This window comes from Cryobacterium ruanii, from assembly GCF_004404055.1.
In the GTDB taxonomy this organism is placed as follows: Bacteria; Actinomycetota; Actinomycetes; order Actinomycetales; family Microbacteriaceae; genus Cryobacterium; species Cryobacterium ruanii.
In genome coordinates this window covers 54,899-68,555 of record NZ_SOHK01000005.1, presented here as the reverse complement: position 1 = coordinate 68,555, position 13,657 = coordinate 54,899, and the positions used below count along the sequence as shown (strand labels likewise).

Here is a 13,657-nt window from a genome sequence, read left to right as displayed (position 1 = left end):
AGTTTACGGCACGCCCGAGCGATCGATTTCTGACCAGAGGAGACGAACCAGCCGGGTCGGGTCAGATGATTCGGGCACCGTGCACGGGACCGGTGGCACGCACGACCTTCAGGCGACTGGCAGAGAGCGCGACCTGCAATTCGAGCGCGCTGTCGGCATCCGCTACAAGGAAAGCCACGGTCGGGCCGGAGCCGGAGAGGATGCCGGCGAGGGCGCCGTTCTGTTCGCCGAGTTGCAGTACTTTGCCGAGACCGGGCGCGAGGTGCAGCGCTGGGGCCTGCAGGTCGTTGTGCAGCACATCGGCGAGCATGTGCGGGTCACCCGCCCGCAACGCCTGCAGCACGTTAGCGTCGACGGAAGGCTGGTGCTCGGCCGGAAAAATGTCCTGGGCGTGGCGGTCGCGGTGCCGGTCGAGTTCCTGGTACACGCCGGGCGTCGACATGCCGAAGTCGGCGAGGGCGAGCACCCATTGGAACTTACCCTTGGCCAGGGCGGGGCTGAGCTGGTCGCCTCGGCCGGTGCCGATGGCGGTGCCGCCGGTGAAGGAGAAGGGCACGTCGGCGCCGAGGGTGGCGGCGATGGCGAGCAGCTCGTCCTTGGTGGCGCTCGTGCCCCAGAGTGCGTCGCAGGCGAGCAGAGTTGCTGCCGCATCGGCGGAGCCGCCGCCCATTCCGCCGGCGATCGGCACGTTCTTCTCGATCTCGAGGTGTACGCCGCCGCGATAGCCGGCCGTGCGAGCGAGAGCCCGCGCCGCCTTGATGGCGAGGTTACTGCCGCCGGTCGCCAGGCCGGAGGTATCGATGCTGCCGCTGAACTCGACCGAGAAGTCACTGGCCGTCGTCGCCCGCACCTCTTCGAACAGTGAGACTGCCTGGTAGGCGGTCGCGAGGTCGTGGTAGCCGTCTTCCATGACGGCACCGACCTTGAGAAAGACGTTGATTTTGCCGGGTGCCCGCGCGTGCTGGACGGTGGTGCCGGCGGTCATCATCATGCTTTTAACTTAGCCCAGCCCGTCGGCCCGCATGGACAGCGTGCAGCTGCTAGGCGGGCGCCCAGACGCGCGCGATGGCGAGAAAGTCGTGCACGGTCAGCTGTTCGCCCCGCGTTGTCGGGTCGATGCCGGCCGCGCCCATGACAGTGGATGCCGCCGCCGAGTCCCCCAGCACGACCGACAAAGACTGGCGGAGCATTTTGCGGCGCTGTTGAAAAGCGGCATCGATGAGCGCGAAGGTCTTGAGGCGCAGCTCGTCGGATTCCAGCGGCCGGGGCCGCCGGTCGAAGGCGATGAGGATCGAGTCGACGTTCGGAACCGGCCAGAACACCTGGCGGCTCACCTTGCCAGCGGTGCGAAAATCACCGTACCAGGCGGCTTTCACGCTCGGGCTGCCATAAATCTTGTTTCCGGGCGGGGCGGCGAGGCGTTCGCCGACCTCGGCCTGCACCATGACGACACCGGCGCGAATCGACGCGAAGTGTTCGAGCAGGTAGAGCAGCACCGGCACCGAGACGTTATAGGGCAGGTTGGCGACGAGCCGGGTGGGATCGCCGGGCAGCTCCGTGATTTTCAGGGCGTCGGCGCGGATGACCGTGAGCCGGGCGCCGGGCTGCATCAGTTCGACGGTGAGAGGCAGCTGCTCGGCGAGGCGGTCGTCGATCTCGACGGCAACGACGCTCGCGCCGACTTCGAGCATGCCGAGGGTGAGCGAGCCGAGGCCGGGGCCGACCTCGACGACGGTGTCGTCGGGTGCGACCCGGGCGACCTTGACGATGCGCCGCACGGTATTGCCATCGATGACGAAGTTCTGGCCGAGCTTCTTGGTGGGGTTGACGCCGAGCATCTCGGCCAGGTCGCGAATCTCGGCCGGGCCGAGGAGCGTCTTGACGGGTTTGGCCGCGTCAACTGCATCGTCGGTCATGCCAGGCCTCCGCGGGGGGTCTGCTCCGGGCGGGGGTCGTCGCCCGCGCCAGCGAAGGCGGCGGTGACCGGCTCGGCGTCCCAGCGGCCGTAGACCAGCTCGGTGTTGGCGGTGATTTGAGCGGAGAGCAGGGAGACATCCGTTTCGAGGTGGGCGGCCATACCGCGCAGCGTGTTGGGCAGTAGGTACGGCGCATTGGGCCGGCCGCGGTAGGGCAGCGGGGTAAGGAAGGGGGCATCCGTTTCGACCAGCAGCAGATTACGGGGGGCGGCGTACAGGGCGGCGCGCAGGTTGTCGGCGTTCTTGAACGTGACGTTGCCGGCGAAGGACATATACCAGCCGCGACCCGCGCAGAGCCTGGCCATGTCAGCGTCACCGGAAAAGCAGTGAAAGACCGTGCGTTCCGGGGCGCCGACCCGGAGAAGAGTTTCGATGACGGCCTCGTGGGCGTCGCGATCGTGGATCTGCAGCGCGAGGTTGTGCTCCTTGGCGATGCGGATGTGCGCTTCGAAGGAGCGAAACTGGGCGGCGCGGCCTTCTTCGGGAGTACGAAAGAAATCGAGGCCGGTCTCGCCGACCGCAACCACGCGCGGCTGCCCGGCGAGTTCGTTGATCACGGCGAGGGCGTCATCGAGGGTTCCGGCTGACTCGAGCGCGGGCGCTTCGTTGGGATGAATCGCGACGGCGGCGAGCATGCGAGGCTCGATCAGCGCGGCGGCGGCCGACCAGCGTGACGTTTCGACGTCCCCGCCGACCTGGATCACACCGCGCACGCCCACGCTCGAGGCGCGGTCGAGCTGTTCCCGATAGCTGAGCGGATGCTCCCCATCGGCTATTTCAAGGTGGGTGTGGTTGTCGTAGACGGGCACCGTGAGCGGTTCCGGCAGAGGCGGGTAGCTCAGGTCGCGGCCATTGGTGTTCTCACGCTTGCGAATGGCGCTGCCGTAGCCGTCGACGCCGTCGAGTCCGGACAGGTCATTAGCCATCGGAAGGCTCGACGATCGATTCGATGCGCGGGAACAACGGTTCGAGCGCGCTCACCCGGGCGCCGCCGGTCCACTCCCACGCCCGGTCGACGCGCTGGTCGGCGAGGGCGCCGTCACCGCCGAGGGCGGTCCACAGCTTGCCGGTCGCGACCGGAATGACCGGGGATAACAGCACGGCGAGGGTGCCGAGCCCGTGCACCGCAGTGTGCAGCACGGTATCGAGGCGTTCGCGGCTGTCCGGGTTCTTGGCGAGCGCCCACGGCTCCTGCAGGGTGATGTAGCCGTTGAGCTCGTCGACGAGCTGCCACACGCTCGCGAGGGCGTCGTGAATGGCGAGGGTCGCGATGAACGATGTGGCCGCATCCGTCACCCGCCGTTCGGTGGCCTGGATGGCCAGGTCGTCGGCCGTGAACGCGCCGGCAGCCGGCACCGTGCCGTCGCAGTAGCGCACGACCATGGCGATCACTCGGGAGGCGAGGTTGCCGAAGCCGTTGGCGAGTTCGGACTGATAGCGGGCCGAGAGGTCTTCCCAGCTGAACGAGCCGTCCTGGCCGAAGCTGATGGCGCGCATGAAGTAGTAGCGAAAGGCGTCGGAGCCGAAGGTGTCGGTGATCTGGCTCGGAGCGATGCCGGTGAGCTTGGACTTGCTCATCTTCTCTCCGCCGACCAGCAGCCAGCCGTGGCCGAAGACCTGCTTGGGCACCTCGATGCCGGCGGCCATGAGCATGGCTGGCCAGATCACGGCGTGGAAGCGCAGAATGTCCTTGCCGACGATGTGCGTGGCCGGCCAGCGGCTCGCGAATTCCTCGTCGTTCTGGCCGTACCCGGCCGCGGTGATGTAGTTGAGCAGCGCGTCGAACCAGACGTAGACGACGTGCGATTCGTCCCACGGCACCTTGATGCCCCAGTCGAAGCTCGACCGGGAGATCGACAAGTCGCTGAGGCCGCGCTTGACGAAGGACATGACCTCATTGCGCGCCGCTTCCGGCTGCACGAAATCGGGGTTTTCCTCATAGAGTGCCAACAGACGGTCGGCGAAGGCGCTCATCTTGAAGAAGTAGTTCTTCTCGTGCAGCAGCTCGACCGGTTTGGAGTGGATCGCGCAAACCAGCTGGCCGGCGTAATCGCCGGTGCCGTCGACGAGGTCACCGGTCTGCTTGTATTCCTCACAGCCGACGCAGTAATAGCCCTCGTACTCACCGGTGTAGATGTGGCCCTCGTCGTGCAGGTGCTGCAAAAACTTCTGCGCGTTGACCTCGTGGCGTTCATCGGTAGTGCGAATGAAGTCGTCGTTGGCGATGTTGACGGTCTGCAACAGCGGCTTCCATGCGGTCTCGACCAAGCGGTCAGCCCATTCCTTCGGCGTGACGCCGTTGGCGATGGCGGTGCGCAGAATCTTCTGGCCGTGTTCATCGGTGCCGGTGAGCAGCCAGGCGTCGTCACCCGACTGCCGGTGCCAGCGTGCGAGCACGTCGGCGGCCACCTCCGTGTAGGCGTGACCGATGTGCGGCACATCATTCACGTAGAAAATGGGCGTGGTGATGTAGAAAGAGCCTGCGGACATGCGTTCATCTTATGCGGCGAGCGCTTCCGGTCTGGCCCGGTTACGTTCGACGTGGCGCCGATCAAGTCGGAGGATCAACCCAGGGGAAAGGCCGAACGGTCGGGTTTCGGCGCCCGTGCGCCGGTCCTGGCCTGCAGCGCGTGCTCGTATAGTTCGCGTTTGCCCAGTCCGCTGGCCGCCGACACGTCCGCCGCAGCCTCCTTCAAGCGGATGCCGCCGGCCACCAGCTCGAGCACCTCCGCCACACCCATGGCCAGGTCCAGCACGCGCACTTCGGCGCCGGCGACGACGACGCAGATTTCGCCGCGCACGCCGGCCGCCGCCCACACGGCCAGCTCGCTCGCCGTGCCGCGCTTGACCTCCTCAAAGAATTTGGTCAGTTCCCGGCAAACCACGACGCGGCGGTCAGCGCCGAGTGTGGCGGCCAGGTCAACGAGCGAATCAGCCAGCCGGTTGGGCGATTCGAAGAACACCATAGTGCGGCGTTCGGCGGCGAGGTCACGCAGCAGTTTGACCCGCTCACCGTGCTTGCGCGGCAGGAACCCCTCGAAGGTGAACCGGTCGGTCGGCAGCCCAGAGACCGCAAGGGCGGTGAGCACGGCGGACGGGCCGGGCAGAGCAGTGACCTGCACGCCAGCCGCCACCGCGGCATCCACTAGATGAAAGCCGGGGTCGGACACGGTGGGCATACCGGCGTCGCTCAGCACCAGGATGTCCACCTCGCGGGCCAGTTCGACCAGTTCGGCAGCCTTGCCGCGTTCGTTGTGGTCATGCAGGGCGATGAGCCTGGGCCGATTCTCGATGCCGAGGGCTTTGAGCAGGTGCACGGTGACGCGGGTGTCCTCGGCGGCCACGATGGTGATGGTCGTTAGGGTCTCGATCAGACGCCGGGAGGCGTCGCCCAGGTTTCCGATCGGGGTGGCAGCAAGGATGATCATGCTGCAATTCTCGCAGCCCGGGCGGAGAGTGCGGTCGCGCGACGCTCAGTACGATGGTCAAGTGCTCGCAACTTGTCGATGGGTTCGCTGGGGCGCCCCCCTCGCCGTGGTCCTGCTGGCCGCCGTGCTTCGTCTGTGGAACCTCGGCGTGCCGCACGCGCTCGTGTTCGACGAGACCTTCTATGTGAAGGATGCCTGGAGCCTGTTCAACAACGGCTACGAGTCCACCTGGCCGGCCGACGCCAACCCACTGTTCGAGGCCGGGCAGACCGAGATCTTCACGATGGAACCCTCGTTCGTGGTGCATCCGCCGCTCGGCAAGTGGCTCATCGCCCTCGGCATGAACCTGCTCGGCCCCGGCAGTCCGTGGGGCTGGCGCTTGGCGACCGTCGTGGTCGGGGTGCTCGCGGTCTTGCTCATCATGCTCGTGGCCCGACGGTTGTTCCAGTCCCGCCTGCTGGCCTTGATCGCGGGCTTTCTCCTCGCGATCGACGGCCACGCGATCGTGATGAGCCGCGTGGCCCTGCTCGACAACTTCGTCATGTTCTTCGCGTTGCTCGGGTTCGGCGCCGTTCTGATGGACCGGCCATGGCACGCCGCGCGACTCGCCACCCGGTTGGTCGGCCTCACCGATCCTGGCTGGGGCCCTACCCTGTGGTGGCGCCCCTGGCTGCTCTGTGCCGGCCTCGCCTTCGGCTTGACCAGCTCCGTGAAATGGTCTGGCCTGTATTTTCTGGCGGCCTTCGGCCTCTACCTCGTCGTGGTCGACGCGCTCGCGCGGCGGCGGAACGGCGTTTCCTTCTGGCTGAGCGCCGCCATTCTCAAGCAGGCCCCGGCCACATTCCTGCTCCTGGTTCCCGTGGCCGTCACGACCTTCCTGGTGTCGTGGACGGGCTGGTTCGTCACCCGCGGCGGATATTACCGGGACTGGGCCGATGGGTCGGGCGCAGCCTGGACCGGGCCGCTTGCCTGGGTTCCGCACACCCTGCAAAGTTTCTGGCACTACCAGGCGGCGGCGTACACGTACCATGTGGGGCTGGCCACCCCGCATCCGTACCAGGCCAACCCGCTGACCTGGCTGTTCATGACCCGCCCGACCAGCATGTACTACCAAGGTTCGAACGGGGGCGAGTTCGGCTGCCAGTTTCAGAGCTGCTCCGCGGCGATCACCTCGGTCGGCAATCCTCTGATCTGGTGGGCGGCGACGGCCGCACTGTTTTACCTCGTCTATCGCCTGGCTCGATACCGGGAGTGGCGGGTCGGCCTGATATTGATGGGAATGGTTGCCGGTTACCTGCCGTGGCTGATGTATTTGAACCGCACGGTTTTTCAGTTTTACACGATCGCGTTCGAGCCCTACCTGCTGCTGGGCCTCACCTTCGTCATCGGGCTGCTACTCGGGCGAATTGCCGCTCCGGCACGGCCGGAAGGACGGCATTCAGCACATTCGCAGGCGCACGAATATGACGTGCAACCACGTTCCGGAGCCCTGGCCGGCGTGGCCGTCGGCCTGGGGGTCGCGCTGGTACTCACTGCATTCTTCTTCCCGGTATGGACCGGAATGCAGACTCCGTTCGCGTTTTGGCAGCTCCACATATGGATGCCAAGTTGGCGATAGATCGGTCAGATACATTCCATTTTTGGCATATAATCACTGGGAAACGCGTGTGAATTGGGCACGATGGAGGGGTTCCCGAACGTAGACTGACGGCTATCTGCTCCACGAGTAATTGCTCATGTCCGGACTGAGAAGTCCCGATCCACTAAGGCCTCATGTCGGAAGCACTAGCCGCACCCTCGGTTCGCATCATCAGGACCCGGCCGGGTGGAGACACGAAGAATCCCACAACCGAATATTCGGCACTCCTGCACACCGTGCGCAATCTCGGCCTTCTCGGCCGGCGCACCGGCTTCTACTGGATGGTCTTCTCCATTCTTGTGGCCGCCACCCTCGGAGCTGCCGCCGGTTTCGTTTTGCTCGGTGACACCTGGTACCAGCTGATCATCGCCGGCGCCCTCGGACTCATCTTCACCCAGTTCGCCTTTCTGGCCCACGAGGCCTCACACCGCGCCGTGTTCACCTCCGGCAAGGCCAATGACCGCGCGGGCCGCGTTCTCGCCAACCTTTTCGTCGGCATCAGCTACGCCTGGTGGATGACCAAGCACAGCCGTCACCACGCCCAGCCGAACGTCATCGGAAAAGACCCGGACATCGAGCCCGACTTCATCGTGTTCCGCGAGGAAGACGCAAAAAAAGTTAGCCGGCTGGGCGCCATCGTCACCCGCAAGCAGGGATACTTCTTCTTTCCACTCTTAATGTTCGAAGGCATCAACCTGCACATCCAGGGTTTCAAGACCGTGTTCGGCAAGAACAAGGTCAATGAGCGTTGGGTCGAGATCACCATGCTCGTCACCCGCCTCACTGCCTACTTCGCCGTCATCTTCTACTTTCTGCCGCTCGGCATGGCATTCGCCTTCATCGGCGTGCAGATGGCCGTGTTCGGCGTCTATATGGGCGCATCGTTTGCTCCCAATCACAAGGGGATGCCGCAGCTTCCGGCCGAAAGCAAGGTCGACTTCCTGCGTCGCCAGGTGCTCACCAGCCGCAACATTCGCGGTGGCACATTCATCGACACCTACATGGGCGGTCTCAACTACCAGATTGAGCACCACCTGTTTCCGAACATGGCCCGCCCGCACCTGCGCAAGGCGCAGGAAATCGCGAAGGAGTACTGCCTGTCGCACGATGTGAAGTACACCGAGACCGGCGTCTTCGAGAGCTACGGCATCGTCATCGCCTACCTGAACAGGGTCGGCCTGGCAGCACGCGACCCGTTCGACTGCCCCATGGCGCAGCGCTTCCGCACACACTAGGCCCCCGCACCAGTCGTCAGGCCGTCTCCCCTCGGGAGGCGGCCTGTTTTTTGCTTCGTGGGTATTCGGGTATTGGTGCCCACAGCGGGGTGAAGTTGTTAGGATAAAACTCCTTCCATTCGGGTCGTCGATACCGATAGGTGTCAGTCCGCGCCGAAACCGTCGGCATTTCTTTGGGGATATTCGTGGCAGGTAGCACTAAGCCCGGTCTGATCGGATTAACGAGTATCGCACTGGCCGTCGGGCTGGGCGTCGTTCTCTCGCCGTCGGCGAGCGCCGATACCTCCTCCGACACGATGAGCTCGGCGATTCTCGGCGGAGCGCTCACTGCGGTCGTCTCCGCGCCGACTCGGATGTCCCCCGTCATTCTCGACGGCCGCTCCAGCCATGCCTCGGTCGGCCGCCCGGCCGTGTGGACGATCACGAACGCTCGCGGTTCCAGTGCCGCCTGGAGCCTGTCCGTGAGCGCTACGGACTTCGTCAGCGCACCGGGAACACTCGATACCCTCGAGCGCACTGTCGCCGTCGAAAACCTGACCATCACGCCCGGAATCGTCACCGCCCGCACGAGTGAGGGAGCCGATGCCGCACCCACGACCGAGCCGGTCACCGTCTCCGGCCTGCCGCAAGCACTGGTCTGGACCAGCAGTCTCGGCAAGGGCACCTTCACCCTGACGCCCGGGTTCAGCCTCAACGTTCCGCTCAACGCCTACCGGTCCAATTTCTCAGGCGCCATCGACGGATCCGTGGTGAATCCCTTCGTCTCGATTCTGACGTTCACGATCGCCTGACGCAGTCCTGCGCCAACCTTGAGGCAATACTGACTCCCTCACTCGCCACTATCGCCAGCCCCGTGTGAGAATAGCGCTATCGCCTCATTCGGGGGTCGTACCGGATACCAAAAAGGTCCACCCCCATGCCACACCGCTCCACCACCGCACGTCGCCCAGCGCACGCCGCTCCGGCCGAATCTTCGTGGAACCTTCGGCCGGCGCGCACCCGCGTGCTGCTCCGCCTCGCGCTCCTCGTGGCCGTCGCGGTGCTGGCTCCGGTGCTGGCAACCCTCGTCGTTGCCGCGCCGGCGGTCGCTATCGACGACGGAACCCTTGGCATCCGCCCGGAATTGGAGTCGGACTTCTTTCACATCAATCTCGCGCCCGGTGCCGCAACCGAGGCCAACGCGATCGTCAGCAACCACACGGATGCCCCGGTCACGCTTCTGAACTACGCGGTCGACGGGCAGAGCACCGAGCAGGGTGCCTTCGCCCTTGCCGCCCAGGCCGACGCGCAGACGGCGGTGGGCAGTTGGGTCACCCTCGGTGCCGAATCGATCACCATCCCGGCCAACTCCGACCTCACCGTGCCGTTTCGGCTGAGCGTTCCCCTGACCGCCACGCCGGGTGACTATGCCGGCGGGATCATCATCCAGAGCCCGCCCGTCCAGGGTGAAACGACGACGTCCGGCGGCGATGCGGCACTGCGATTGGATGTAATCCAGCGTCAGGGCGTGCGGATCTACCTCACCGTGGCCGGTACCGCGACGACCCAGCTGAGCCACGGTGCCCTGAGCTGGGAGCGCTCAGGCGACGAGGTAACGTTCACCCTTCCCCTCCAGAACACCGGCAACACCATCCTGTATCCCACCGCGGCACTGAGCGTAACCAGCATCATCGGCGCGACGACCGAGCTGCAATTCGGGGCGCCGGAGAGCATTCTCCCCGGTGCCACCCTCAACCTCGAGGCGACGCTGCCCCAGGCTGCGTTCATCCAACTCGGCAGCGCCGACGCAGAGCTGGTCTCCGACGCCGGTACCCAGCAGGTCAGCGCCTCCTTCATTTACGTGCCGTGGTGGATCATCGTGATCATTCTGCTGCTCGTGCTGGCGATCGCGTTCGCCGTCTGGCGCGCGGCCCTGTTCGTGGGACGCGCCCGCCGCGCGCTCGCCCAGGTCGCCAGGGCCGTGCCCGCCGCTTCGGACGACCTGACCGACCAGGCCGGGAACACCACTGCTGATTCCGCAGATTCAGACGCCGACGCTCCCCTGCGTCGACCACGGCGATGAACGGCACGCACCCACCGCGACGTCGCCCACTGCACGCAGGGGGGCGCCGAACACACCTCATCGCCCTCCCGGCGCTCACGATTCTGCTGCTGCTCTCCGGCCTGCTCGTACCACTGCCTCCGGCGCAGGCCTCCACAGCGTCGGTTGACCTCAAAACGGCCGGCAGCTACTCCGTGCTCGCCACCGACGCCATTGCTGGCACCGGTAACAGCGCCCTGAGCGGCAACGCCGGCACCAGCCCTGGCACGGCGATCACCGGATTTCCGCCCGGCATTCTCAGCGGCAGTATCCACGCGGGCGACGACCACGCCCTGACCGCCCAGGCCGACCTCGCCCTGGCCTACGCCGACGCCGCCGGCCGCGTGCCGACCGGTTTGCTGGCCGGCGATCTCGCCGGGCGCACCCTCACCGCGGGCGTCTACAAAGCCTCCGCGGCCCTTGCTGTGAGCACGACCCTCACCCTCGACGCACAGAACGACCCCACCTCGGTGTTCATCTTTCAGATCGACGCGGCGCTCAATACGGCGGCGGCCAGCAGCATCGTGCTCGCCAATGGCGCCCAGGCTTCAAACGTGTTCTGGCAGGTGGTCGGCGGGGTCTCGCTCGGCGCTGCCTCCGCGTTCAGCGGAACCGTTCTCGGCTTCGCCGCCATCTCCATTGGAGCCGGCACGAACTTTATCGGCCGAGCCCTGACGTCCAACGGCACCATCGCCATGGCGAGCACCATTTTCATGACGGAACCACCCGTGGCGCTGGGAACCGCCGGCAGCTATTCGGTGCTGGCCGGGGCATCCGTTGTGAATTCGGGCGGAACCACGCTGAGCGGCGGCCTCGGAGTGAGTCCCGGCACGAGCCTGTCGGGTTTTCTCCCCAGCCTGGTCACCGGCAGCACCCACCTCGGCACGGCGGAGAGCGCCAAGGCCCAGATCGACCTGCAGACCGCCAGTGACGAGGCGGTCGCGCGCACGCCCACTGCAACAGTGAGTGGCAACCTGGCCGGCCAGATCTTCAACGCCGGTGTCTATTCCGCGCCGGGCGCGCTGACCCTTGGTTCCACGGTCACCCTCGACGGCCAGGGCAACCCGAACGCCGTCTTCATCTTTCAGCTCGACGGCGCCCTCACCACGAGCACCGCCAGCAGTGTGCGCCTCATCAACGGTGCGCAGCCGTCGCGGGTGTTCTGGCAGGTCGACGGTGTGGTGCAGCTCGGCGCATCATCATCGTTTTCAGGCATCGTCCTCGGCCAGGCTGCGATCTTCGTGGGCGCCAATGCTACCTTCACGGGCCGCGCCCTCACTAGCAGCGGGTCCATCACCCTCGCCGGCAACACCTTCACGACCGAACCTGCGGTGCACCTTGGCAGCGCGAGCGGCTATGCCATCCTCGCGACAACGTCGATCACCAACACCGGATATTCCTCCTTCGACGGGGACATCGGTGTGAGCCCCGGCACGGCGGTCGCCGGGTTTCCGCCGGGAGTGCTCACCGGCGTCATTCACGGCGGCGACGCCGTCGCGGCGGCCGCGCAGGCCGACCTCGCCGCAGCGTATAAGGATGCCGCGGCGCGACCAGCGAACACCGTGATCGACGGCGACCTTGCCGGTCGAACCCTCACCTCCGGGGTGTACCGAGCCGCCGCAGCGATTGACATCAGCACCACGCTTACCCTCGACGGCCAAGGCAACCCGAACGCCATCTTCATCTTTCAGGTGGATGCCGCCCTCAATACCGCCGCGGTCAGCCGGATCATCCTCATCAACGGGGCGCAGGCCGCGCGGGTCTACTGGCAGGTCGCCGGAGAAGTCATGCTGGGGGCGGGATCCACTTTCACCGGCACGATCCTGGGTCTGGCCGCGATCACTCTCGGTGCCGACGTGGACTACCTCGGACGCGCACTGACCGCCAACGGCGCCGTCACGACGCACGCGGCTCATTCCACCGGTCCGGCACCCCCGGGGGGTAACCTCACCGCGACGACTGCGGGCGCGACGTTGTCGAGGGTGACCCTGCTCGGCACGGAGCCCCAGTTCGCCACCGGTGTGTCCAGTCAATGGTCGATCGTCGATGCGCGCGGCACCGGTGCAGCCTGGACCCTCTCGGTGAGCGCGACCGCGCCGACGAGCGCGGCCGGCACGGTCGAAAGCGAGGCACGCGTGTTGCCAGCGGCGAACCTGAGCATCACGCCAGGCACCATCACGATGGGCCCGAACACTGATGCCAGAACCGGTATCACCCCGCCCCAACTCGCGCTGTCGAACGCCCCGCAGACCCTGATCGCCGCCGTGGGCCCGCAGCGGGGCACCTACCTGCTGACCCCGACGTTCAGCCTGATGATTCCTGCAAACGCCTTCCGGTCGAACTATTCGGGAGTCATCGAAAACTCGCCGATGAACCCCTACATCACCGTTCTGACTTTCACCATTTCTTAGTTCGTTGCGGCCTGTATTAACCCCATCCCGGGCATTGCGCCAACCTTGAGCCAACGCTGATTCAACCCTGCGCGACGAACCACCAATTCGCGCGGCCCCCGTGTGAGGATTGATTCATCGCCACCGGAACTCGTTTACAGCGGATAACGAGTTCGGTTCACAGCCTGCGACATCCGCTTCTCCCACACTTTGCGTGCACACGCTATTCGCGCGCCCGCCCCACCAGCACCAACCCAGAGGACACATCATGCGCGCTTTCACGAAAACCGCCGGAATCATCGTCGCCACCGGCATCCTGCTCGGTGTGGCCCTATCCCCGGCCCAGGCTGCCGACAGCACGGACTCCGTCAACGCAACCATCAGCGGCGGCAACCTCACCGCCAACCCGACCGCGCCCGACGCCATGACCGAGGTTGTGCTCGACGGCGTCAACGCCCAGGCATCCACCGGAACCGCGCCCACCTGGACGATCACCAACGCCCGCGGCACCAACACGGCCTGGTCGCTCTCGGCCAGCGCCACCGACTTCGTCAGCGCTGCCGGCACCATCGACACGACCGCCCGCACCCTGCCGGCCTCCAACCTCGTCATCACCCCGGGCGCCGTCATTGCCGGCGTCGGTTCCGACGCGGCACCCAGCACCAAAGCCATCACGATCAGCAACGTCGCCCAGTCGCTCGTCTACACGACGACCCTCGGCAAGGGCACCTTCACACTCGCCCCGACCTTCGACCTGAGCGTCCCGGCCAACACCTACCGCTCCAACTTCTCGAAAGCGATCGGCACAACCGCCATCAACCCGTACGTGTCGACCATCACGTTCACCATCGCCTAGCCACCGTTCTCGCCGGGTCCTCCGGTTGAACCGCTCGGGTAATGCCTCGCACT

At 65.9% G+C, this 13,657-nt stretch carries 11 protein-coding genes; 6 read left to right on the top strand and 5 right to left on the bottom strand.

Annotated features, from left to right (window positions below; translation table 11 throughout):
* Window positions 1-61: 61 nt before the first annotated feature.
* The 5 genes from E3T47_RS01815 to rsmI form a co-directional block, all read right to left on the bottom strand.
* The gene (locus E3T47_RS01815) at window positions 62-988 is read right to left on the bottom strand and encodes a 4-(cytidine 5'-diphospho)-2-C-methyl-D-erythritol kinase (RefSeq protein ID WP_134554221.1); all 927 of its coding nucleotides are present in this window, start codon (window positions 986-988) and stop codon (window positions 62-64) included.
* A 52-nt stretch (window positions 989-1,040) separates the two neighbouring features.
* Window positions 1,041-1,916 (bottom strand): 16S rRNA (adenine(1518)-N(6)/adenine(1519)-N(6))-dimethyltransferase RsmA, encoded by an 876-nt coding sequence (rsmA, locus tag E3T47_RS01810; RefSeq protein WP_134553947.1) that lies wholly within the window; start codon window positions 1,914-1,916, stop codon window positions 1,041-1,043.
* Window positions 1,913-2,902: a TatD family hydrolase gene (locus E3T47_RS01805; RefSeq protein WP_134553946.1), complete on the bottom strand. Its 990-nt coding sequence runs from the start codon at window positions 2,900-2,902 to the stop codon at window positions 1,913-1,915. Before E3T47_RS01805 ends, rsmA begins: the two co-directional genes overlap by 4 nt.
* Entirely contained in the window at window positions 2,895-4,466 is a 1,572-nt protein-coding gene (gene metG, locus E3T47_RS01800; protein ID WP_134553945.1) for a methionine--tRNA ligase, read from the bottom strand. Before metG ends, E3T47_RS01805 begins: the two co-directional genes overlap by 8 nt.
* 74 nt (window positions 4,467-4,540) lie before the next feature.
* Window positions 4,541-5,404 (bottom strand): 16S rRNA (cytidine(1402)-2'-O)-methyltransferase, encoded by an 864-nt coding sequence (gene rsmI / locus E3T47_RS01795; RefSeq protein WP_134553944.1) that lies wholly within the window; start codon window positions 5,402-5,404, stop codon window positions 4,541-4,543.
* A gap of 61 nt (window positions 5,405-5,465) precedes the next feature.
* Here rsmI and E3T47_RS01790 point away from each other — a divergent pair, with 61 nt between their 5' ends.
* From E3T47_RS01790 to E3T47_RS01765, 6 genes are all read left to right on the top strand, one after another.
* Window positions 5,466-7,022: a dolichyl-phosphate-mannose--protein mannosyltransferase gene (locus E3T47_RS01790; RefSeq protein ID WP_241981851.1), complete on the top strand. Its 1,557-nt coding sequence runs from the start codon at window positions 5,466-5,468 to the stop codon at window positions 7,020-7,022.
* A 155-nt stretch (window positions 7,023-7,177) separates the two neighbouring features.
* Entirely contained in the window at window positions 7,178-8,278 is a 1,101-nt protein-coding gene (locus E3T47_RS01785) for a fatty acid desaturase family protein (protein ID WP_134553942.1), read from the top strand.
* 185 nt (window positions 8,279-8,463) lie between these two features.
* Window positions 8,464-9,069 (top strand): WxL domain-containing protein, encoded by a 606-nt coding sequence (locus tag E3T47_RS01780; RefSeq protein ID WP_134553941.1) that lies wholly within the window; start codon window positions 8,464-8,466, stop codon window positions 9,067-9,069.
* A 125-nt stretch (window positions 9,070-9,194) separates the two neighbouring features.
* A complete protein-coding gene (locus E3T47_RS01775; RefSeq protein WP_134553940.1) occupies window positions 9,195-10,340 on the top strand; it encodes a WxL protein peptidoglycan domain-containing protein in 1,146 nt (381 codons plus the stop codon).
* The gene (locus E3T47_RS01770; RefSeq protein ID WP_134553939.1) at window positions 10,337-12,769 is read left to right on the top strand and encodes an ice-binding family protein; all 2,433 of its coding nucleotides are present in this window, start codon (window positions 10,337-10,339) and stop codon (window positions 12,767-12,769) included. The genes E3T47_RS01775 and E3T47_RS01770 overlap by 4 nt, the downstream gene beginning before the upstream one ends.
* A 247-nt stretch (window positions 12,770-13,016) precedes the next feature.
* A complete protein-coding gene (locus E3T47_RS01765) occupies window positions 13,017-13,604 on the top strand; it encodes a WxL domain-containing protein (RefSeq protein ID WP_134553938.1) in 588 nt (195 codons plus the stop codon).
* Window positions 13,605-13,657 lie beyond the last annotated feature (53 nt).